Annotated in this window: 23 protein-coding genes; 3 read left to right on the top strand and 20 right to left on the bottom strand. The window is 35.4% G+C overall.

The genetic code is table 11. The features are described 5' to 3' along the window. Window positions 1–45 precede the first annotated feature (45 nt). From BMX49_RS06995 to BMX49_RS06975, 4 genes are all read right to left on the bottom strand, one after another. A complete protein-coding gene (locus BMX49_RS06995; RefSeq protein ID WP_034716483.1) occupies window positions 46–975 on the bottom strand; it encodes a glycosyltransferase family 2 protein in 930 nt (309 codons plus the stop codon). Between the two features lie 7 nt (window positions 976–982). Then, window positions 983–2,152 carry a glycosyltransferase family 87 protein gene (locus BMX49_RS06990; protein ID WP_051803540.1) on the bottom strand — a complete coding sequence of 390 codons (1,170 nt, stop codon included), beginning with the start codon at window positions 2,150–2,152 and terminating at the stop codon, window positions 983–985. Window positions 2,153–2,317: 165 nt separating this feature from the next. After that, window positions 2,318–3,127 carry a 2,3,4,5-tetrahydropyridine-2,6-dicarboxylate N-succinyltransferase gene (locus BMX49_RS06980; protein WP_034716487.1) on the bottom strand — a complete coding sequence of 270 codons (810 nt, stop codon included), beginning with the start codon at window positions 3,125–3,127 and terminating at the stop codon, window positions 2,318–2,320. Between the two features lie 40 nt (window positions 3,128–3,167). Continuing rightward, complete coding sequence (locus tag BMX49_RS06975; protein ID WP_034717420.1) at window positions 3,168–3,704, bottom strand: C40 family peptidase; 537 nt, start codon at window positions 3,702–3,704, stop codon at window positions 3,168–3,170. Between the two features lie 166 nt (window positions 3,705–3,870). Between BMX49_RS06975 and prmC the strand changes: the two genes are divergently transcribed. Continuing rightward, window positions 3,871–4,722, top strand: a complete 852-nt coding sequence (gene prmC / locus BMX49_RS06970; protein ID WP_034716490.1) for a peptide chain release factor N(5)-glutamine methyltransferase — start codon at window positions 3,871–3,873, stop codon at window positions 4,720–4,722. Window positions 4,723–5,112: 390 nt separating this feature from the next. On the opposite strand, the gene BMX49_RS06965 is transcribed toward prmC, so the two are convergent. The 11 genes from BMX49_RS06965 to atpB form a co-directional block, all read right to left on the bottom strand. Further along, the gene (locus BMX49_RS06965) at window positions 5,113–5,778 is read right to left on the bottom strand and encodes a rhomboid family intramembrane serine protease (protein ID WP_034716492.1); all 666 of its coding nucleotides are present in this window, start codon (window positions 5,776–5,778) and stop codon (window positions 5,113–5,115) included. Window positions 5,779–5,819: 41 nt separating this feature from the next. After that, a complete protein-coding gene (locus tag BMX49_RS06960; RefSeq protein ID WP_051803542.1) occupies window positions 5,820–6,137 on the bottom strand; it encodes an ATP-dependent Clp protease adaptor ClpS in 318 nt (105 codons plus the stop codon). A 32-nt stretch (window positions 6,138–6,169) separates the two neighbouring features. Continuing rightward, on the bottom strand, window positions 6,170–7,528 hold the full coding sequence (locus BMX49_RS06955) for a hemolysin family protein (RefSeq protein WP_034716494.1): 1,359 nt from the start codon (window positions 7,526–7,528) through the stop codon (window positions 6,170–6,172). Between the two features lie 135 nt (window positions 7,529–7,663). Beyond that, complete coding sequence (locus tag BMX49_RS06950) at window positions 7,664–8,539, bottom strand: T9SS type A sorting domain-containing protein (RefSeq protein WP_034716496.1); 876 nt, start codon at window positions 8,537–8,539, stop codon at window positions 7,664–7,666. Window positions 8,540–8,720: 181 nt separating this feature from the next. Continuing rightward, window positions 8,721–9,602: a T9SS type A sorting domain-containing protein gene (locus BMX49_RS06945; protein ID WP_034716498.1), complete on the bottom strand. Its 882-nt coding sequence runs from the start codon at window positions 9,600–9,602 to the stop codon at window positions 8,721–8,723. Between the two features lie 147 nt (window positions 9,603–9,749). Beyond that, entirely contained in the window at window positions 9,750–10,607 is an 858-nt protein-coding gene (atpG, locus tag BMX49_RS06940) for an ATP synthase F1 subunit gamma (protein ID WP_034716500.1), read from the bottom strand. Between the two features lie 70 nt (window positions 10,608–10,677). Further along, window positions 10,678–12,255 carry a F0F1 ATP synthase subunit alpha gene (gene atpA / locus BMX49_RS06935; protein ID WP_034716502.1) on the bottom strand — a complete coding sequence of 526 codons (1,578 nt, stop codon included), beginning with the start codon at window positions 12,253–12,255 and terminating at the stop codon, window positions 10,678–10,680. 18 nt (window positions 12,256–12,273) lie between these two features. Continuing rightward, complete coding sequence (gene atpH / locus BMX49_RS06930) at window positions 12,274–12,813, bottom strand: ATP synthase F1 subunit delta (protein ID WP_034716504.1); 540 nt, start codon at window positions 12,811–12,813, stop codon at window positions 12,274–12,276. Window position 12,814: 1 nt separating this feature from the next. Continuing rightward, on the bottom strand, window positions 12,815–13,303 hold the full coding sequence (gene atpF / locus BMX49_RS06925; RefSeq protein WP_034716506.1) for a F0F1 ATP synthase subunit B: 489 nt from the start codon (window positions 13,301–13,303) through the stop codon (window positions 12,815–12,817). A 93-nt stretch (window positions 13,304–13,396) separates the two neighbouring features. Continuing rightward, window positions 13,397–13,618 carry an ATP synthase F0 subunit c gene (locus BMX49_RS06920; protein ID WP_034716508.1) on the bottom strand — a complete coding sequence of 74 codons (222 nt, stop codon included), beginning with the start codon at window positions 13,616–13,618 and terminating at the stop codon, window positions 13,397–13,399. 38 nt (window positions 13,619–13,656) lie between these two features. Then, a complete protein-coding gene (atpB, locus tag BMX49_RS06915; protein ID WP_034716510.1) occupies window positions 13,657–14,772 on the bottom strand; it encodes a F0F1 ATP synthase subunit A in 1,116 nt (371 codons plus the stop codon). 421 nt (window positions 14,773–15,193) lie between these two features. Between atpB and ffh the strand changes: the two genes are divergently transcribed. After that, window positions 15,194–16,564, top strand: coding sequence for a signal recognition particle protein (gene ffh / locus BMX49_RS06905; protein WP_034716514.1), 1,371 nt, complete (start codon window positions 15,194–15,196; stop codon window positions 16,562–16,564). A 210-nt stretch (window positions 16,565–16,774) separates the two neighbouring features. On the opposite strand, the gene BMX49_RS06900 is transcribed toward ffh, so the two are convergent. The 5 genes from BMX49_RS06900 to BMX49_RS06880 form a co-directional block, all read right to left on the bottom strand. Further along, entirely contained in the window at window positions 16,775–17,356 is a 582-nt protein-coding gene (locus BMX49_RS06900; RefSeq protein ID WP_034716517.1) for a hypothetical protein, read from the bottom strand. A 265-nt stretch (window positions 17,357–17,621) separates the two neighbouring features. Next, the gene (locus BMX49_RS06895; RefSeq protein WP_034716518.1) at window positions 17,622–18,107 is read right to left on the bottom strand and encodes an outer membrane beta-barrel protein; all 486 of its coding nucleotides are present in this window, start codon (window positions 18,105–18,107) and stop codon (window positions 17,622–17,624) included. A 163-nt stretch (window positions 18,108–18,270) separates the two neighbouring features. Then, entirely contained in the window at window positions 18,271–18,786 is a 516-nt protein-coding gene (locus BMX49_RS06890; protein WP_034716519.1) for an outer membrane beta-barrel protein, read from the bottom strand. A 133-nt stretch (window positions 18,787–18,919) separates the two neighbouring features. Beyond that, window positions 18,920–19,474 carry a porin family protein gene (locus tag BMX49_RS06885; protein ID WP_034716521.1) on the bottom strand — a complete coding sequence of 185 codons (555 nt, stop codon included), beginning with the start codon at window positions 19,472–19,474 and terminating at the stop codon, window positions 18,920–18,922. 146 nt (window positions 19,475–19,620) lie between these two features. Further along, on the bottom strand, window positions 19,621–20,580 hold the full coding sequence (locus BMX49_RS06880) for a PhoH family protein (protein ID WP_034716523.1): 960 nt from the start codon (window positions 20,578–20,580) through the stop codon (window positions 19,621–19,623). 128 nt (window positions 20,581–20,708) lie between these two features. Between BMX49_RS06880 and BMX49_RS06875 the strand changes: the two genes are divergently transcribed. Next, entirely contained in the window at window positions 20,709–21,536 is an 828-nt protein-coding gene (locus BMX49_RS06875; RefSeq protein WP_034716525.1) for an SAM hydrolase/SAM-dependent halogenase family protein, read from the top strand. The last annotated feature ends 64 nt before the right edge of the window (window positions 21,537–21,600 follow it).

The following is a 21,600-nucleotide window of genomic DNA, read 5'->3' as shown; positions in this document are numbered from 1 at the left end:
TAATAATACTGTTAATAAAATCGCGAAACATCACTTATTTTATTATTAAAAATTTTTCGACCGAATAATATAGTTCGGGCGTTCTTTTACCTGCTTGAAAATTTTACCCAAATACATCCCAATAATTCCCATAATAATCAATTGTAAACCACCGAAAAATACGACGGTCATAATTAAAGACGCCCAACCAGAAATTTCAGTTTGGGTTACAAAAGAATGAATCACATAAATCGCATATCCTAAAACAGCAAAAACGGAAAAGATAAATCCAAGATACGCCGCTAAATAAAGGGGTTTCACACTGAAAGCCGTAATCCCAGTAAAGGCAAAACGAAGCATTTTACTGAGGTTATAACTGCTTTCACCTGAAGCTCTTTCGGCAGCGACATAAGGAACGCCGATCTGACGAAAACCTACCCACGTAGATAAACCTCGCAAGAAAATATCGGTTTCGTTCATTTCTCTAACCACATCAACTACGGAAGCATCCATTAATCGAAAATCTGAACCGCCACCTTCTACGAGATTTACATCGGAAATACTGGATAGGAAATGGTAAAATAGAATTGACGTTTTTCTTTTAAAAATGGAGATTTGTTTGGGATAAGTTCGGATGGTGTAGACAATATCAGCACCTTCTTCCCACTTCTTGATCAGGTCCGGAATCAATTCTGGTGGATGTTGTAAATCAGCATCCATGGATATTACGGCATTTCCGTTCGAACAATCCATACCAGCTTTTACAGCAGGTTGATGTCCGAAATTACGGGAAAATTCTATGAATTTAACTTCCTCAAATTGATTGGCTAATTGCTCCAATTTCGCTTGAGTCTGATCGCGACTCCCATCATTGACGAAGATGATTTCGAATTTATAGGTGTCCAGTTTTAGGAAAACTTCTTTGATGCGTTGATGAATCAAAGCAACATTGTCCTCTTCGTTATGCGCGGGAATGACGATGGAAATTTTCTTCACGGAATGATTAATCTAATTGGTAGTCTTTTTCGAAATCGTTGGTCATCAATTCGTAGATCACGCGGAACCAAACGACGCAACAAGGTAGCGCTTTTAGGGAATATTTCATAATGTAATTGTCCTTGATGAATTTCGGAAATAAATCTGAAAAAGAGAAACAAGTTAAGATGATTACGAAGATCAACATTCCGATAATTAAAGGAGACTTCTCTTTTTGCATCAGAAACCAAATCATGACTCCAGCTACAGCAATTATGAATGTTGGAGATTCGGAGCCTGAACTAAAAAGCACGATGAATAAAAGCGTTGATGCGAGAATCATCAATTGGAAAGGAAGATGTTTGTATTGATTAATTCTCAAATAAGGTAAGCCGAAAACCGCGATTCCAGGAAGTAAAAATGCAAGGTTAGAAATGTCGGCATTCCCAGAAACTCTTCTTACAATTCCCATCAAGGAATAATCCTGTCGGTTTCCTAAAACTTGATTTGAAGCATTCTTTTCCGACAAAGATTGAAACCAATCTGCATACGATTGGATTCCAAAATGTGGACTTGAAAGTAACATTGGGAGAATCAAAAACACCAGTCCAAATCCTACTAAAGAAAGAATGAACTTCCATTTATTCTTAATAAAAAAGAAAGCGGAAAGTCCAGCTACTCCGTAGAGTTTTACGAAAAAACCGATTAAGATAGTAATCGCTGACTGGGTTTCTTTTCTTTCGTAAATATAAACTGCGGATAAAATCAGCAAGCCTGTCAAAGCAATATTAAACTGTAAACTCACCGCGGCCGTAATAAATTCCTGCAAACACAACCAAGCAAAAAAAGCTTTTTTAGGATTAGAAAATGGGAGTTTATGAATCGCAAAAAGGAAAACCAAAGTATTAGCAACATTCCATAAAACCATACCCAACCAATCTGGCATTATCGCGAAAGGTGCAATTAGAACACTAAATAAAACGCCATAATGATTGGAATCAAAATGGAAGTCGGGATATAAAAGATAAATATTTTTTTCGGCTAAAGTATTGGTAAATACATTTTTAAAAATCATGTAATTATTATACTTTGCCGGTCCACCGCGATATTTTGCGACTGCAGACAAGATGGAAACAAGAAGATAAATCCCAAAAATATATTTGGGATTTGATATGAATTTTAAAAATTTAGCTTTCAAAATATGCTACTTTTTGATATTATTTGAAACTTTTGAAAAAGTAAAAAATCTTGCAGCCCGGCCTGAGTGGAGCTCTTTTTTGTTGGTGGCTGAGCTTGTCGAAGCCAGTAGTAAAAAAAGCGGGAACGGAGGACGGATCAAGCTGCCCAAATCATTATAGAAATATTAAACTGCTACATTATTTTCTCTCAAAGCATCGTTTAGAGAGGTTTTTTTATCAGTAGATTCTTTTCTCTGTCCAATAATTAAAGCACATGGAACTTGAAATTCTCCGGCTGGAAACTGTTTGGTATAACTTCCTGGAATCACAACCGAACGAGCTGGAACTCTACCTTTAATTTCAACTAGAGATTCACCTGTAACGTCAATGATTTTCGTAGACGCAGTAAGAACAACATTCGCTCCGAGAACCGCTTCTCTTTCTACGTGAACGCCTTCTACAACAATACATCTTGAACCAACGAAAACGTTATCTTCAATGATTACTGGAGCTGCTTGCAAAGGTTCTAAAACTCCACCAATTCCTACTCCACCACTCAAGTGAACGTCTTTTCCAATTTGAGCACAACTACCAACAGTTGCCCAAGTATCGACCATTGTTCCCGAATCTACATAAGCACCAATATTCACATACGATGGCATCAAAATTACGCCCGGAGCAATGTAAGCGCCTTCTCTCGCAACAGCAGGCGGAACAACGCGCACTCCTTTTTCAGCATAATTTCTTTTCAAAGGCATTTTATCATGGAACTCAAAAGGTCCCACCTCAATCGTCTCCATTTTCTGCATTGGAAAATACATCACAACGGCTTTCTTTACCCACTCATTCACTTTCCAACCGTCGTCAGTTGGCTCAGCAACTCTAAGTTCTCCTAAATCTAATTGTCGGATGACTTCGCGAATTGAAGCTTGGCTTTCGGCATCTTTTAACAATTCTCTGTTGTCCCAGATATTTTCTATAGTTTGTTGTAACATATTATTCGTTTGATTTTTTTAATTTTAAAGGAACCCAAATTTACAAAACTCTTCTCGCGAAAAGGTAGGCATTGTTCCAATATTTCTCGTTAAGTGAAGAAATGATGACGCCTTTTGAGGTGGAGGAATGAATAAATTTAACTTCGCCGTTGTTCCCGATATCGTGGACAATTCCCACGTGAGTTACTCGGCTTCCACCAGCGGTGGCAAAGAAAACCAAGTCACCTGGTTTGGCTTCCTTAATTGAAATAGATTTTCCTTGATTGGATTGATCTTCGGAGCGGCGAGCGAGTTTGGTGTTATTTTCATCAAACACTTTGCATACCAACCCAGAACAGTCGAATCCGGCGGAAGTATTTCCGGCATATTTGTAAGGTGCGCCTAAATACTTTTGTGCATCTTTCAAAATCTCAGCAACTTCAGCTGAGTTTTTTCCGGAATAATAGGAGTCGAGGGTTTTTAGATTATCAACTTTCTTGACGGTCTTTGTAGGAATTTCTCTTTTTACCACTTTTTTTGCGGAACCGCAAGAAACAATTACCAAAGCGAAAAAAGTCAACATCAAATACTTCTTCATGTTCATTTACCAATTTTTTCAAAAATAGTGAAATTATTTAAATTTCTGTTTCGTTTTCAAAAATTTTGCTTTTTAACAGCGCTTTCAGCAAGATATTTTGACTAGTAATTATTCAATTTCAAAAAAAAGGAATTATATTTAAAATTCTGAAATATTACCTCTAAAAATGACGTATCAAGATTGTAAAATTTACTTTAAAAAAGAGATTTCTGAAAATTACACCGAGGCTGAAAGTTCTATTTTGGTGGAAATTTTCTTAGAATATCTCACTGATTTAAATAAAATTGAATTGCGTAAAGTGATGACTAACGAAATTAAAAAAACTCAATTTCTTGAACTTCAAAGTATCATCGCGGATTTGAGAACAGGAAAACCTTATCAACAGATTTTAGGTGAAACGGAATTTTATGGTTTAAGATTTTTCGTTGATGAACACGTTTTAATTCCAAGGCCTGAAACAGAAGAATTGTTGGAACTGGCGATTGAACAAATTAAAAGTTCAGCATTATCCAAGAAGGAATTCAAAATTTTAGATATTGGAACTGGATCTGGAATTATTCCGATTGTGTTAAAGAAACATTTTCCTGAAGCACAAGTTTCGGCGATTGAGTTTTCTGATAATGCTTTAAAAACTGCGCAGAGAAATGCTGATTTTCATGAAGTTGAAATTAACTTTATTCATCAGAATTATTTAACAGAGAATTTGACTGAAGTTTATGATGTGATTATTTCTAACCCGCCTTATATCGGGATGGAGGAAGAAAAGGAGATCGGAGATTCTGTGAAAGCGTTTGAACCGAAAATGGCGTTGTTCTCTCCCACTTCTAATGCTTTGATTTTCTATGAAAAAATTGCCGATGATTGCGAAAATTATTTAGCTGAAGACGGATTGGTATTTCTGGAAATTAATCAGAAGTTAGGAAAGGAAACGTTGGAACTTTTTACTGATATTTTAAATAAAGCCACGTTGATGAAGGATTTGTCAGGGAATGAAAGATTTGTTTGGGGAGGAAAGTGAAAATAGTTGAGAGTTGAAAGTTGACAGTTGACAGTTGAGTGAAGCGAGCGATGAAAAGTAAAATTGATGAGTCATGAAACCGATAAAACTACATTTACTACTTCCCAATTATCCCGATAATAGTGTCGAGCGCCAAATAGTTTTTTACCAATAAGTTTTGACTGAAGCCATTTAAAATGTTCTAATCTATAAAGGGGCTGAAGCCGGTACCTACTGAAATATTCTTTTAATAAGATATTCTTTTTTTCTCTAGTGAAAAGAAAAACCACCTGAACTTCTAGCCTCCGATTGGAACGGTATCCTTTTTTGAGGAGGAACGACGAAAAAAAGATATAGTGGAAAGCGGGACCGGTTTTCTAAGAAGCGAAAATCCTGGTGCTCCCAAAACTACTAGCCAATTTTCTTTTTATAGAACACTTGATACGCCATATAAATCAAGGGAAGTGACATAATTCCTAAAAATAAAGCATTGTCCACAGCCACCATCGGAAACATGGCAACGGTGTAAATTAATCCAAAGAAAGCGCCTCCCAAATGCGCGGCATGTCCGATATTGTCATTTTGCTTAGGATTAAGCATCATATAAACCGAATAACCGAAATATAGCAATCCGAAAATATAACCAGGCACACTGAATTCTGGCGGTAGAAATATAATGCCGATTTGTATAACATCTGGATACAAAGCGACACTTGCAAAAATAATTCCCGAAACTCCGCCACTCGCGCCAATCGCCGAATACCAAGATTGATTTTTGTAGAGATAGAGCGAAAATAAATTGCCTAATAGTATGGATCCGAAATAAATAATCAGAAATCCAACGGTACCAAATGTCTCAAAAATCGGTTGACTGAACATGTAAAGAACATACATATTCAGCAGCAAATGCATTAAATCGGCGTGTAAAAAACCGGCAGAAATTAAACGCACATATTCTTTGTTGCGCAAAATTGCACCAACATTGAACTTGTATTTTTCGAACATCGCATGGTTGCTGAAAGCAATGTAACTGATAATCGCAGTGGCTGCAATAATGATTAATAATACTGTACTCATATTTTTTACAAAATAAAAGTTTCGAAATCCGAAACTTTGGTTTAAACTATTTCTGAAGTTAAACTTCTCGAAAGTAATTTCTCGTGCATGGGTTTTAGTTTTTCTAAACTTCCGGTTTTTACGGTGCATTTACCTTTGTAGTGAACTAAAAAGGTGCATTGTTCGGCTTGCTCTAAAGTGTGTTCGCAAATTTCGACTAACGCATCAATCACATAATCGAAAGTATTGACATCGTCATTCCACAGAATTATTTTATAAACCTCGTCTTCTTTTTCAAGGACTGCAACATCTTCTTCGTATTCCCGCTGTGGATTTTCGTAATCCTTTACATTCGCTGGAATGTTATAATATAAACCCATTTCTTTAATTTTAAAAACGATTATTCCTCAAATTAAATTTCGCCCAAGTCGGTGGCAATATCATTTAAAATGCTCGGCTCTTCGTAAGTAAGCTCTACCAAATCCACGCTCTTGTTCTGCATTTTCAGAATTTTTACGTGGTAATCATTAATATTAAACTCCTGATTTTCTTCGGGAATTTCTTCTAATTCATGCAGAATAAAACCAGCTAATGTATTGTATTCACCATCATCTGATAAGGGAAACATCTTCGGCAGATTTTCATTGATTTCATCCAAAGGTTGTGTAGCCTTCACCCAGAAAACATTCTCTCCTACTTTGTCAACAATTCTTTCTTCTTCATCTTCTTCGTCCTGAATTTCACCCACTAATTCTTCTAAAATATCTTCAAGGGTCACAATTCCTTCCGTTCCGCCAAACTCATCGATTACTACAGCTAAGTGTTGTTTTTTCTGTTGGAAAACTTTTAATAGATCGGAAATCTTTTTACTTCCAACGACAAAAAATGGATCACGCATCAATTCCTTTAAGTCGTCATGGTCAAGCTCGCCTTTTCTCTTTACATATTCTCGAATAATTTCTTTAGCATAAAATATTCCGACAATATTATCAATCGAATCTTGATAAACTGGAAGCCTTGAATAACCGCCTTCCATAATTTTATTAATCATATCCTCTACAGGTTCTTCAATATCGATTGAAGAAATATTCTGACGTGGAATCATAATCTGTTTGGCAGAGTGATCTGTAAAATCAAACGCGTTTTTAATAATTTCATAGTTCTCCTCTTGAATCTCTCCTGAATCAGCAGATTGCTTAACCAGCAATTGCAATTCTTCAGTGGAGTGAATCTCTTGCTCAGAAGCAGGATGAATTTTAATTAATCTCAAAAAGGCATTCGACATGTGATTCATGGACCAAATAAATGGCTTGAAGACGGTGTAGAAAATACGCAAAGGAGCCGCGATAAACATGGCTGTTGATTCTGATTTTCTTATCGCAATTGATTTAGGAATAAGTTCTCCAAATACGATGTGCATCACGGTAATTAACAGGAAACTTGAAACCAAGGAAATCGTTGTTACGGTAGCTGCGGCAACGGATAATTCAAAATAACTAAATAGATTTTCGAAAATATGATGTAGTGCACTTTCACCTACGAAACCTAAACCTAGAGAGGCGAGGGTAATTCCTAACTGCGTGGCTGAAAGATATTCATCTAAATGCTTTATGATGTGTTCCGCCTGTTTTGCCATCGAATCTCCTTCGGCGGCTTTTAGTTGAATTTGGGAGTAACGAACTTTTACGATTGAGAATTCTGCGGCTACGAAAAAACCATTCAATACTACTAAGAATACAGCTAATACTAGCTTAAATATGTCAGAATCCATTTAGAAATTTAAAAAATATTGCGACAAAGATACGTAAATAAAATAATTATAATCGCATGTATTTCTATTTGCTGTGCATTGCGCAAAAATAAAAGCACCTGAAAATCAGATGCTTTAAAATAAAATTAATAGAAATTACTTTTTAATAAACTTAATCGTTTGTTGTCTTTCACCATCTTTAACTGGAATCAATAAATACATTCCGGGAGACAGAGTTCGTACATCAATATTAAAATCTTTTCTGCTGTTTAACATGTTTTCTTTTTTAATCATTTTTCCACTTGGGTCATAAATTTCAAAAACTAAATTTTTAAAATCTTTTTGTACGTTTAAAAGAAGTTGATCATGAACAGGATTTTGTTGTAATGAAATATCATTGCTAAATACACCACCTTCATTAGATTTTAATAAAGCTCCTGGAGCAAACGTAATTTTCCAACTAGCCACATTCGTTGGATCACCTTGTCCGTAATCATAAGCAATAATTCTCCATTTTCCCGAGATTGATTTACCAGTAAGGAAAGGGCCCATTGCAACAGGATTGTAAGGTGGGTACGGAGCGGTTCCATGTGATGGAGCGTAATTTCCTGCAGGAATAATTGCTGCGGCCGCTCCAATATCAATTACAGTTGCATTTGCAGAATTGAAACTTAAAATATTAGCTGCAGCAAAAGCTTTAGAACTTCCGCATCCTGCATTTGTACTTGCACCTAATCTTCTAATTAAAGTAATAGCCTGGCCGTTTGGTGCAATAATATCTATCACGACATCACCTAACCACATAGCAGCAATACCTAAATCAATAGTAATTTTAGTTGGATCAGCAATTGTTCCAGTAATTGGAACGGTGATTTCATTCATTTGAACGCCGGGTTGAGTACCGAATCCACAACCACTTAATCTAGGAAGTGCATCTCCTGGATCTGTTGGTGTATTATTTTGATACGTTTGCGCTTGCGTAAAACTGCACATTGCAATAAAACAAATTGCGAGAAAATTTAGCTTTTTCATAATATTAAGTTTTTAAATTAGAAACAAATTTATTCTATTTAGTTAAAAACTATTAAGTATAATCACCTATTTTACAACGGTGTATACACCCTAAATACCATCTTAAATATTTCAGTGTTCTTTGAATATTACAAAAAAGCATCTGAAAAATCAGATGCTTTAAATATAATAGAAATAAAGATTACTTTTTAATAAACTTAATGGTTTGTTGTCTTTCTCCATCTTTTACAGGAATTAAAAGATACATACCTGGAGATAAAGTTCTAACATCAATATTAAAATCTTTTCTGCTGTTTAACATGTTTTCTTTTTTAATCATTTTTCCACTTGGGTCATAAATTTCAAAAACTAAATTTTTAAAATCTTTTTGAACATTAAAGAGCAATTGATCTTGGACAGGATTTTGTTTTAGAGAGATGTCATTACCGAAAACCCCAGATTCTATTGTTTTCATTGTCGCACCACTTCCAATGATAATTTGCCAAGAATTAATACCAGTTGCTTCTCCTTGTCCATAATCGTAAATGTATAATCTCCATTCACCACTAAGTTGTTTTCCAGTTAAAAATGTAGTTAAATTTCCCGGATTCAGTTTCGGATAGGTTGCAATGCTGTAAGTTGGGGCATAATTACCAGGAGGAATCGGAAAACCATTTGAAATAGCCTCTGCGTCAATTAGGGTTGTATTAGCAGCGTTAAAAGATAAAACATTACCAGGAATAAAGCTTGAAGAATCGCCACAACTAGAATTGAAAATCGCGCCGATTCGGCGTATTAATGTAATGGCCTCTCCAGTAGGAGATACAAGCTCGACAGAAATATCACCTAACCAAGCGGCCTTTAGAGAAACATTCAAAGTTATCTTCGTAGGATCTACAATAGTTCCAATTAAAGGAACGGTTATAGAGGAGATATTCATACCAGGCTGAGTATTATATCCGCATCCTCCACTTCGCGATATTGCATCTACAAGTGTTGTGGGAACGATGTTTTGATAAGTTTGGGCATTTAAAATACTGCTAAGTGCAAGTAAACTTACTGCTAAAAAATAAAGTTTTTTCATGATTTTGATTGTTAAATTTAAAACCAAATTTACATCAATACTCCATAATTAAGACGGGTGAAATCACCCTAATACATAAGGTGTAAACACCCTATAAAAAAAGACTGTGATAATTCACAGTCTTTATATTCTTTACAAAAATTTCTTCTAAGAATTCTTCAACGCTTCGGCACCACCTACGATTTCCAAAATTTCATTGGTAATGGCAGCTTGTCTGGCTTTGTTATAAAAGATCTTTAGATCATTCCTCAACGCTTCTGCATTGTCGGTTGCTTTGTGCATCGCCGTCATTCTTGCGCCGTGTTCAGAAGCTACTGAATCTAAAATCGCTTTGTAAACCTGAGTTTTAATCGATTTCGGCATTAATACTTCTAAAATATCTTTAGCATTTGGTTCGAAGATATAATCGGTATTGGGAACTTCAGCTTTCTCAGTTAAAGCAATTGGTAACACCTGTTCTTTATGCACTTCTTGCGTCGCAGCATTAATAAACTTATTATAAATCACAAATACTTTATCAAAACTTCCTTCACGGAAATCTCTCATCACATTTTCAACAAAATTAGAAACGACCTCGAAACTCATCCCATCAAAAATAGCACTTTGATTGTCATACACTTTTTTGTTACGACGTACTGCATCATAAACTTTTTTACCAACGGTAAGAATTTCTATTTCGTGCGCAGAGTCAGCTATCGAATGATTTAATTCTTTAATTATAGAAGAATTAAATGCACCGGCAAGACCTTTATTAGAAGTAACAACGATGTAAAGAACTTTCTTCACTTCTCTTTCTTCAGTATAACTAGACACCCCTTCTAAATCTACGGTAGAACTTACATTTTCTATAATTTCCTGTAGCTTTTCTGAGTAAGGTCTCAACATGACAATAGCATCAGTTGCTTTCTTTAGTTTCGCTGCCGAAACCATTTTCATCGCACTGGTGATTTGCATTGTCGAAGAGATTGAAGTAATCCTCCCGCGTATTTCCTTTAAATTTGCCATTCTTTGAAGTCAATGATTAAAATTCAGTATTCAAAATTAAAAATCTTGAATACTGAAAATTGAATATTTTTTAGTTGTATTTCGACGCTAATTCTGTAGCGGCTTGCTTAAGAATATCTGTAATTCCTTTGTCAATTTTTCCAGATTTAATGGCTGCCATTGTTTCAGGATGTTTTGATCTTAAGAAAGCAACATATTCTATTTGAAATTCTTTTACTTTGTTGATCGGGATATTTCTCAACAAATTTTCTGTTCCTGCATAAATCATCGCAACTTGGCTATCCACAGGAAGTGGAGAATTTACTGGTTGTTTCAAGATTTCCACGTTTCTTTCTCCTTTAGAAATAACTGCTTGCGTTGAAGCATCTAAGTCAGAACCGAATTTAGCAAATGCTTCTAACTCTTTATATTGTGCCTGATCTAATTTTAAAGTTCCAGAAACTTTCTTCATTGATTTAATCTGAGCATTACCTCCAACACGAGATACCGAAATACCTACGTTAATTGCTGGACGAACTCCTGAGTTAAATAAATCTGTTTCCAAGAAAATCTGTCCATCAGTAATCGAAATTACGTTAGTTGGAATATAAGCTGAAACGTCACCAGCCTGAGTTTCGATAATTGGAAGTGCGGTTAAAGAACCTCCTCCTTTTACCAAAGGTCTCAATGAATCTGGTAGATCGTTCATCTGTGCTGCAATCGTATCATCATTAATGATTTTAGCTGCACGTTCTAATAATCTGGAGTGAAGGTAGAACACATCACCTGGATAAGCTTCACGGCCCGGTGGTCTTCTCAATAGTAAAGAAAGCTCACGGTATGCAACTGCTTGTTTAGATAAATCATCATAAATGATCAACGCTGGACGACCAGTATCACGGAAGAATTCACCAATGGCTGCTCCGGCCATAGGAGCGTAAACCTGCAATGGTGTTGGGTCTGAAGCGTTTGCTGCAACAATAACAGTGTACGCTAAAGCTCCTTTATCTTCTAATGTTTTTACAATTTGTGCAACCGTTGAACCTTTTTGTCCAATTGCTACATATATACAGAATACAGGCTCGCCTGCATCATAAAATTCTCTTTGATTGATAATGGTGTCGATCGCTACAACAGTTTTCCCTGTTTGACGGTCACCAATAATTAACTCTCTTTGTCCTCTTCCGATTGGAATCATGGAGTCAATCGCAACAATACCAGTTTGTAACGGTTCAGTTACTGGCTGACGGAAAATTACTCCTGGAGCTTTTCTCTCCAAAGGCATTTCATAAGTCTCCCCTGTAATCGGTCCTTTACCATCGATTGGATTTCCTAAAGTATCAACTACTCTACCCAACATTCCTTCACCAACTCTGATTGATGAAATTCTTTCAGTTCTATTAACCGTATCACCTTCTCTTACTAATTTTGATTCACCCAAAAGAGCGACCCCAACATTATCTTCCGCAAGGTTAAGAACGATTCCTTCAACACCGCTTTGGAATTTTACCAATTCACCGTACTGAACATTTTCTAAACCGTACACTAAAGCGATACCATCACCGATGGTTAGTACCGTTCCTACTTCTTCTACATTTGATTGCGTCTCGAAGTTAGCTAGCTGCTGTTTTAGAATTGCAGATACTTCTGCTGGATTTATTTCTGCCATTTTATGGTTGTTTTTGTCTTAATTTAATTGAAATTCTTTGTTCAATCGGCCTAATTTAGCTTTCACCGATTCGTCTATTTGCTGATCGCCAACACGTAAAATATATCCTCCTAAAATTTCAGGATTGATAATTGATTTTAAATCAAATTTATTTTGATGATTAACGAGATTCGTCGATTTCAAAATACTTTGAATATTGTCTTCAGAAAGTTCCGTCGCAGAAGTCAAGGTGATTCTTTGGACGCCGTTCAAGTCTTCCACTTTATTAATGAATTCTTGACCGATTCCGCTCAACTCTTTTTCTCTACCATGTTTGATGACCAACTGAATTAAATTCCGGGTCAAGGGAGAAAAGCTTTTAAAGATTTCTGCTGAAACGCTAATTTTTTTCTTCACCTCAATAATCGGGGAATTAAAAAAGCTCTGCAACTCCTTTGATTTTTCGATGGTGTTCACCATATCTCTGATTTCCATAAACACAGCAGCCGACGTTCCTGCTTCCTGTGTGAAATTGAGAAGACCTTGTGCATACCGTTTTGCAACTTTACTTGTACGCATACTAGTTTAAGTTAGAAGTATTAAGGATATTTGCTACCAAAGCGTCTTGGGCACCATCATTATCTAATTTTTGTTTCAAAATAGATTCTGCGATGCTTACAGATAAAGTACCGATTTGACTTTTGATTTCTGAAACGGCAGCAGATTTTTCAGCAACGATTGTTTGTCTTGCAGATTCAATCATTTTATCACCTTCTGCTTGAGCAAGACCTTTTGCCTCACCTACAATTCTGTCTCTGATGTCTCTTGCTTCTTTTAGAATATGATCCCGTTCGATTTTAGCATCACGAATGATGATTTCATTTTCAGCTTTTAAATTTTCAACTTCTTGTCTGGCTAATGTAGCTTGGTTAAGAGAATCTACAATCGTAACTTCTCTTTCGTTAACCGCACTCAAAATTGGTTTCCAGGCGAACTTTGCCAATAAAAACATAAGTATTAAAAAGGTTAAAGTCATCCAAAACAATAAGCCAATTCCCGGTTCTATCATAATTGTAATTTTTTGTAATTTTTTTTCTATATGGAATTTTAAAAACTCTTAGCAGAGCCAACCGCGCTGCTAAGAATAATTTTCTGAAGTTTCTTATTTAACGAACGCTCCAAAGATGATCGCGATCAAACCAGCTCCCTCGATAAGACCAGCAGCAATAAGCATTGCTCCCTGAATTTTACCTGCTTGCTCTGGTTGTCTTGCAATAGCATCCATTGCATGTCCACCGATTTTACCAATACCTAGACCAACGCCTAATACTGCTAATCCGATTCCAACGTAAATAAGTCCAGTTCCTTGTGAAATAATTTCCATAATAAAAAAATATATAGGTTAAAAATATTCTAAATTAATTAATGTGCTCCTTCGTGTTCGTGCTCCTGAACTGCCATACCAATAAATAAAGCCGAAAGAACTGTAAATATATAAGCTTGTAACGCTCCAACTAAAATCTCTAACATTCCAATAAATAATCCTAATGGAACTGAAGCGAATCCTAAAAGTGGAGTTTTAAAGATGAAAATCAAAGACATAATTGCCAAGACCATAATGTGACCTGCCGTAATGTTTGCAAAAAGTCTCATCATTAATGCGAAAGGTTTTGTAAACACTCCAATAATTTCAATTGGAACCATGATTGGGTACAACAATAAAGGAACTGGTGGCATAAAGATATGTTTCCAATAATCTTTGTTGGCGCTGAATACAGTGATTAATAAAGTGATGATTGCTAACACTGCTGTAATTGCTATGTTCCCAGTTAAGTTATAACCAAATGGCGCAAAAGGAATTAAACCAAACATATTATTAATCCAAATGAAGAAAAAGATGGTTAATAAATAAGGCATGTATTTTTTATACTTTTTCGCACCAATATTAGGAATTGCAACTTCATCTCTAATAAATAAGATGATTGGTTCCATAAATTTTCCAGCGCCTCTTGGCACTAAAGATTTACCATAATTTCTTGCCATCCCAATAAATAGGAACAAAATAAAGATGATTGAAATAAATATCGCAGCTACGTTCTTTGTAATAGAGAAATCATAAAAAGCATTTTCTAGCGTATGTTTGCCGCTCATTACCGAGAATAATTTAGCTTGTTCAAGACCTTGGGTCGATACGACGATACCATCTTTTAAAGTAAAACCGTCATGTTCATGACCGTGCGCAATAGAACTTGACATAAAAGTATGAAGTCCGTTTTTGTCTTTAATAATAATAGGAAGCGGAATAGAAATATGCTTTTCTTCTGGAGTTCCCTCGTTCAAAGTTAAGACATGCCACTCATTTGCGTCGTTAATGTGGCTCATGATCATCTCCTTCGCATTGAATTTGTTATTGTCCTCTACAATTGTTTGTTCTAAAGTTTTGGTAGATATGGCTTCAACTTCTTGCTGTGCATAAGTGAAAACACCTGAAAGCGTTAGAAATAAAACGAAAAATAAAGAAGAAATTCTCTTGTTCATAGGTCAAATTTATCGGTTTGCAAATATATTGAATTTATTAAAACTTACCAATACAAAAAATTGATTTTTATCAGTTAATTTTTAGGAGCGGTTTAAGAATCGTATTACTTTAAAGTATAAGGCAAAAGAAGTCACCAAAAAGATTCCTATCAGAAATAGAAAATTGGTCTGATTTGTTTCTAAATTGATAATCCAATACCCCACCCAAATAATGTCTTTAAAAATATTAATCACTAAAAATAGCATGGCAGGATTTTCAGTCTTCATCAAATATTTTTTGAAAAAATAAAACAGAATAACATTTAAAAGCGAAGCTGAAAGGAGTAATAAAACTATATTTACAATATTCATGGTGCAAAAATAAGCAACTTTACATTAATTGAACGAAATTCCTTATTTTTGCAACTCTTAAAGAAAAATTATGTTCAATAGCTTACAGGATAAATTAGACAAAGCGCTCCAGAATATTTCAGGACGCGGGAAAATTTCAGAAATCAACGTTGCCGAAACGGTAAAGGAAATTCGCCGTGCCTTGGTTGATGCCGATGTTAACTATAAGGTAGCGAAAGATCTTACGAAGCGAGTTCAAGACAAAGCGCTGGGACAAAATGTACTCACCAGTTTATCACCAGGTCAGCTAATGACTAAAATCGTTCATGACGAATTGGTGCAATTAATGGGCAGTACGCATGAAGGAATTAATCTGTCGGGCAAACCGAGTGTCATTCTAATTGCGGGTCTTCAAGGTTCTGGTAAAACAACTTTCTCGGGAAAACTAGCGAATTACTTAAAGCAAAAAAGAAATAAAAAACCGTTATTGGTAGCATGTGACGTGTATCGTCCGGCTGCTGTTGAGCAGTTAAAAGTTTTGGGAGGACAAGTTGGAATCCCAGTTTATACTGAAGAAGGTGCGCTTAATCCTTCCTCTATTGCAGAAAACGCGGTGAAGTTTGCGAAAGAAAATGGTCACGATGTGGTAATTGTCGATACCGCGGGACGTTTGGCGATTGATGAAGCGATGATGAATGAGATTAAATCCATTCATTATTTCATTAAACCTGAAGAAACGCTTTTCGTTGTAGATTCAATGACGGGACAAGATGCCGTGAATACAGCAAAAGCTTTTAATGATGCTTTGAATTTTGACGGTGTTGTTCTTACGAAATTAGATGGTGATACTCGAGGTGGAGCTGCCTTGACGATTCGTTCAGTTGTTGAAAAACCAATTAAGTTTATTTCGACGGGAGAAAAAATGGAAGCACTGGATGTTTTCTACCCGGAAAGAATGGCGGATCGAATCCTGGGAATGGGTGATGTTGTTTCCTTAGTAGAAAGAGCACAAGAACAATTTGATGAAGAAGAAGCTAAAAAACTTCATAAAAAAATTGCCAAAAATGAATTTGGGTTTGATGATTTCTTAAAACAGATCAATCAAATCAAAAAAATGGGTAACATGAAAGATTTAATGGGCATGATTCCAGGTGTTGGGAAAGCCATTAAAGATGTAGACATTGATGACGACGCCTTTAAACATATCGAAGCGATTATTCATTCGATGACTCCAGAGGAAAGAAGACGACCTTCTATTATTAACACTCAAAGAAAAGGCAGAATTGCAAAAGGTGCCGGCAGAAAAATTGAAGATGTAAATGCTTTGATGAAACAGTTCGACCAAATGGGAAAAATGATGAAAATGATGCAAGGACCACAAGGAAAGCAAATGATGGAGATGATGAGCAAAGGAATGCCAAAAGGAGGTGGAATGCCGGGTGGTAATTTGTTCGGAAGATAAATATTCTAAGAAAAAAACATGAACCTGCATTAATTAGTGCAGGTTTTTTTATTATAGGAATATTTGTACATCAATATTTCTGTTTTATAGCGATCGGCAAAAAATAAAAAAACTGCCTCACCTTAGTAAGACAGTTCATCATTATTAAAAAATCGAAAAGAGACCTCTTGAAAAAACAAGCAAGTCAATTTTCTAAAATTTTGGCTTCAATTATTCAGTTTTAATGTTGCTCATCGCTTTACGAGATGGTAAAAAGATGTTCAGGCCTAATCTAAAATCAATCGCAGAGGTAGTTCCTCTATTTCCAAAACCTAAATTTCCATTTAACTTCACAGAAGCATCAAGACCGATGTTTTGAGTAATAAAGTAAGTGTATCCCGGTCCGATTCCTAGATCTAAACCATTTGCAGAAGCACCGCCGTCAGATATAGTCGTACCACCGATTCCGGCATTACCCTCCACAAAGAATCTACCATGCTTTAATAAGCTGTCGATCCCTTGTTCACCCGGTGAAAAATAGTATCTGGATAACGCTCCTACTCCATATCCAAAAGTGGTTGGAGAACCTTTAGCTCCAGAAAATCCTAATTTCACGTAAGGCCCAACCGCCCAGTTGTCTTGCACAAAAAAGGCAGCTTGGGGAGTAATCTGAAAGTTATATCCAGCTCCTTGGTTCAGTCCGAAGTTGGCAGCAGCGAATTCTCCACCGACCATGTAATTTCCTTTTTGCAATTGTGCATTTGCGCTCATTGCCATAAGAGCTACAGCTCCTGTAATTAATAGCTTTTTCATAACAATAATTTTTAATGTTTGTTTTTTATTAACAGTAATGATGATTATGTTAAATTAAATACAAATATTACGCCCAAAACAAAAGATACTTCCTAGAAAGTATCTTTTGTTATGCTTCTCCTCTTATCTTAATTGTCGAGTAACTACGTCTGTAAGAGCAGTTCAGGAAGATCTAAGTCTTTAAAAATAAGTTTGATCTTATTTAGTAAAATTTGGTGCTAAATTTTTTTAACGATGACATTATGCTTAAAATAGAGCACGAACGTTAAAATCGAAGACCTAATCCGACATTAAAAATGTTGAATTGTAATTTTTCACCAGCGGGACTTTTAAAAGCTTCGTTTAATTGAAATGCATATCTCGCTTCAATTAACAATCCCGAAAATAAGTCTGCCCCTAAACCGACCGCAGCTCCAAAATTATTTTTGGTAGTAGTAGATGAATCATTCATTCGAAAGGCAAATTGAGGACCTGCCTGAATATTGATTTTGGGAACAAAATAAAATTTCATCATAACGGGAACTTGCAGATATGAATCTTTATTAATCCTCACATAATTCAAAGCGGGTTGCACTTTTAAAAAACCTGGCAGTCCGATTTCCGAGAATAAGCCGACATAGTAACCTTGTGTCAAATTTTCGAATTTGCTGGAAACAACGGCAGAGGAAAAACCCCCATTTACTCCAAACCTGATTTGGCCATTCACCACGCTGAAAAATACAATCGAGAATACGATAAGAACTCTTTTCATAAATTTAATTTTTGCAAAAATATCATTTAATATGGCCGAAAACAATCAAAAGGTGCCTGAATACGCAGTGGTGATTTTTTTAGAAGATAAAATAAAGTCTTACTCTTAAAGCAAAAACCTGAGAATAATTTCTCAGGTTTTTTTCTATTATTATTTAAAAATATTAAAATTTGTATCCCAAGCCTAAATTAAGATAATTTGCTTTTACCGAATAACCGCTCGGAGCATTTTTCAAATGATTATTTAACTGAACTGAATATCTAGTTTCAACAAAAAGCTTCGGTGTAAATTCGTAAGCACCACCTAAAGCCAACGCCACATTGGTAGAATTATAATAGTCAGGAAGAATATTTTTTTCTAGATCAAAAAGAAATTGAGGACCAAACTGTAAATTAAATTTCGGATCTACATAATACTTTACCATGATTGGAACTTGCAGAGCACTTGAGTTATCAATATTTGCATAGTTTATTCCTGGCTGAATTCTGAAATTATTTCCAGCAGAAATTTCTGCAAAAAAACCGGCGTAAAAACCAGTTTGAGAATCTGAGTCAGAACCCATTGGCGTTTTAACTTTTGCAAATCCAGTAAGCATTCCAGCGGTTGCACCAAATTTAGTTTGCTGAGCGCTAACACCTGTAAAAAGAGCAAAGGCTCCTACTAAAAATAATTTCTTCATAATTTTTTTTTAAAATTTCAGCGGTAAAATTACAATATTATTAAAATGAAATAATATTGATTTTTATCATACAAAAAAACCGCTCTTAAGAGCGGTCTAAATTATTTTTTAAATTTTGAAAATAAAAATTTAGTTATTTGCTAAATTTATAAGCTAAACCAATTTGGAAAACGCCATTTTTCACAGCGTCATCTGGATTATTTTTTACCACGTCGCTGAAACCAGCTACATATCTTGCACTAACTCCAATGTTTGGCGTAAAATAATATCCAGCACCTAAACCTAGGCCGATATCAAATTTTTCTACTAGTTCATCAACGTCTGCAGAAACACCGCCCGCTTTTGCTTTTGAATTAATCATAAAACTGAATTCTGGACCAGCTTCTAAATAAAACTGTGGAGTTGCATTGTACTGAAACATTACAGGAACAGAAATATAATCTAAATGTAAAGATAGATCCATACCATCTGATTTTGCACCTTTAGTATTATACAGCACTTCTGGTTGAATACTGAAGTTGGCAGCAAGCGGAGCATTCATGAATAGTCCAGCATGAAAACCAACTAAAGCCTTTGTATCCTCAGAATTTGATAGATTAGAAATATTCATTCCTGCTTTCACGCCGAATGTTTGAGCATTTACTGCTCCAAAAAGTGCGATTGCACTAACTAACAATACTTTTTTCATAGTTTTAAATTTAAAATTATGAACAAATATATAATAAATTTTTAGTTATTAACAAATTATTAACAAATTATCGTCAGTTTTTTAAGAGAACGTTATGGTTACTCACACGAAGACAATTTATCTCTCAAAATAAAATTGTTAGTAAGTTATTCTTCACGCTGTCTTTTTTCTTCTTTTCCATAAGCATTAATAATTTTCCTAACGATAGGATGTCTAACAACATCTTCTTCGGTGAGGAAAACAAAACCTATTTCATTAACTTCTTCGAGAATTCTCATCGATTCCTTTAAACCAGATTTTTGCCGCATTGGTAAATCAACCTGGCTGGGATCACCATTAATAATGAACTTTGCATTCATTCCCATTCGGGTCAGAAACATTTTCATTTGGGAATGCGTGGTATTTTGAGCTTCATCCAGAATCACAAAAGCCTCATCTAAAGTACGGCCTCTCATAAATGCGAGTGGTGCTACTTCAATCACCCTCTTTTCAATATATCCTTCTAACTTTTCGTGTGGAATCATATCGCGAAGTGCATCATAAAGTGGTTGCAAATAAGGATCGAGTTTTTCCTTTAAATCTCCCGGAAGAAAACCTAAACTCTCTCCTGCTTCAACGGCAGGTCTGGTTAGAATAATGCGCTTGACTTCTTTATCGCGAAGCGCTCGAACGGCTAAAGCAACACTCGTATACGTTTTTCCAGTACCCGCAGGTCCGATCGCGAAAACCATATCTTTGGTGTCACAGGCTTTTACCAACTTTTTTAAATTGGTTGTTTTAGCTTTAATAATTTTACCACCGATTCCTTTGACGATAATGTCCTGATCAAAAACCATCTGTTTTTCAGCATCGTCTTTCAGGTTTAAGATATTATCGAAATCTTTTAAAGTAATAGAATTGTTTGACGAAATAAAACTCACCACATCGTCCAGCTTAATTTTTAAGATATCCAAAATCTCCTGAGTTCCTAAGGCAAAGACAAAATGATCTCTTCCTGTGATCTTCAAGGTGGGAAATTTGGACTTTAATAAATTAAAATATTGATTATTAACACCATAAAAAGTTTTGGCATCAATGCCTTCAATTTCGTATTTCAGTTCAAACATATATCAACAGAGTTTTATTTTTAATTTTATTAAATGTATTGCTTTTATTTCAAATAGTTGGTTAACTTTTCCACAATGGTGGTTAAAATATTTTATTTAAGCTAAATTTGTATTTCCTAAAAAAATAGATGGCAGTTATTACTTTTACTTCAGATTACGGATTGGTCGACCACAGAGTTGCTGCGGTGAAAGGTGCCATTTTAAAACTGAAAGAAGAGGTAACCATTGTCGATATTACGCATCAAATTCAGGCTTACAATCTTTTGCAAACTGCCTATATTGTCAGAAATGCCTATTCATTTTTCCCTAAAGGAACCGTTCATATTATTTCCGTCGACAGTTTTTTCACCAAAGAAAGAAAATGCATTCTGTATAAAGCAGATGATCACTTTTTCATCGCCGCAGATAACGGCCTTTTAAGTTTGATATTCTACGATCTCAAACCCGAAGCCGTCTATGAAATTACTTTTAATAATCGTTTTGATGACGAAGTAAGATTTACTTCTAGCGACATATTCGCCCCAGTTGCAGTGCATCTTCAAAATGGCGGATTGCCAGAAGTAATTGGGCGGAAATTTAAAACTCCAAAACAACTTTCTTTTCCGCGCGCCGTTTTTAATGAAAGTGAAAAAATGCTGATTGGGGAAATTATGTATATCGACAATTTTGGAAATGTAGTTTCGAATATCTCTAAAAAGAATTTTGAAAAAAGCAGTGTTGGGTTTGAAAGTTTTATTGTAAAATTTAGAAATTTAGCCTTGTCCAGAATTCATAATCAGTATACCGATTTGGTCAATGACTGGGACAAGGAACAGGAATTTCATGGTAAAGCTGCAGCCGTTTTTAATGACGCTGGTTTGCTGGAATTAACCATCTATAAAGGAAATGGAGAAAGTGGCGCCAGAACTTTGTTCGGGTTGAAGGTTGGCGAAAGCATCTACATCGAATTTCAATAAAGAATAACTTTAAATAAAAATAGCCGGCATTAATTGCCGGCTATTCTATTTGTAAGTATTAAAC

It is taken from the genome of Kaistella antarctica (assembly GCF_900109615.1).
Lineage (GTDB): Bacteria > Bacteroidota > Bacteroidia > Flavobacteriales > Weeksellaceae > Kaistella > Kaistella antarctica.
This window is presented reverse-complemented; position numbering and strand designations above follow the sequence as displayed.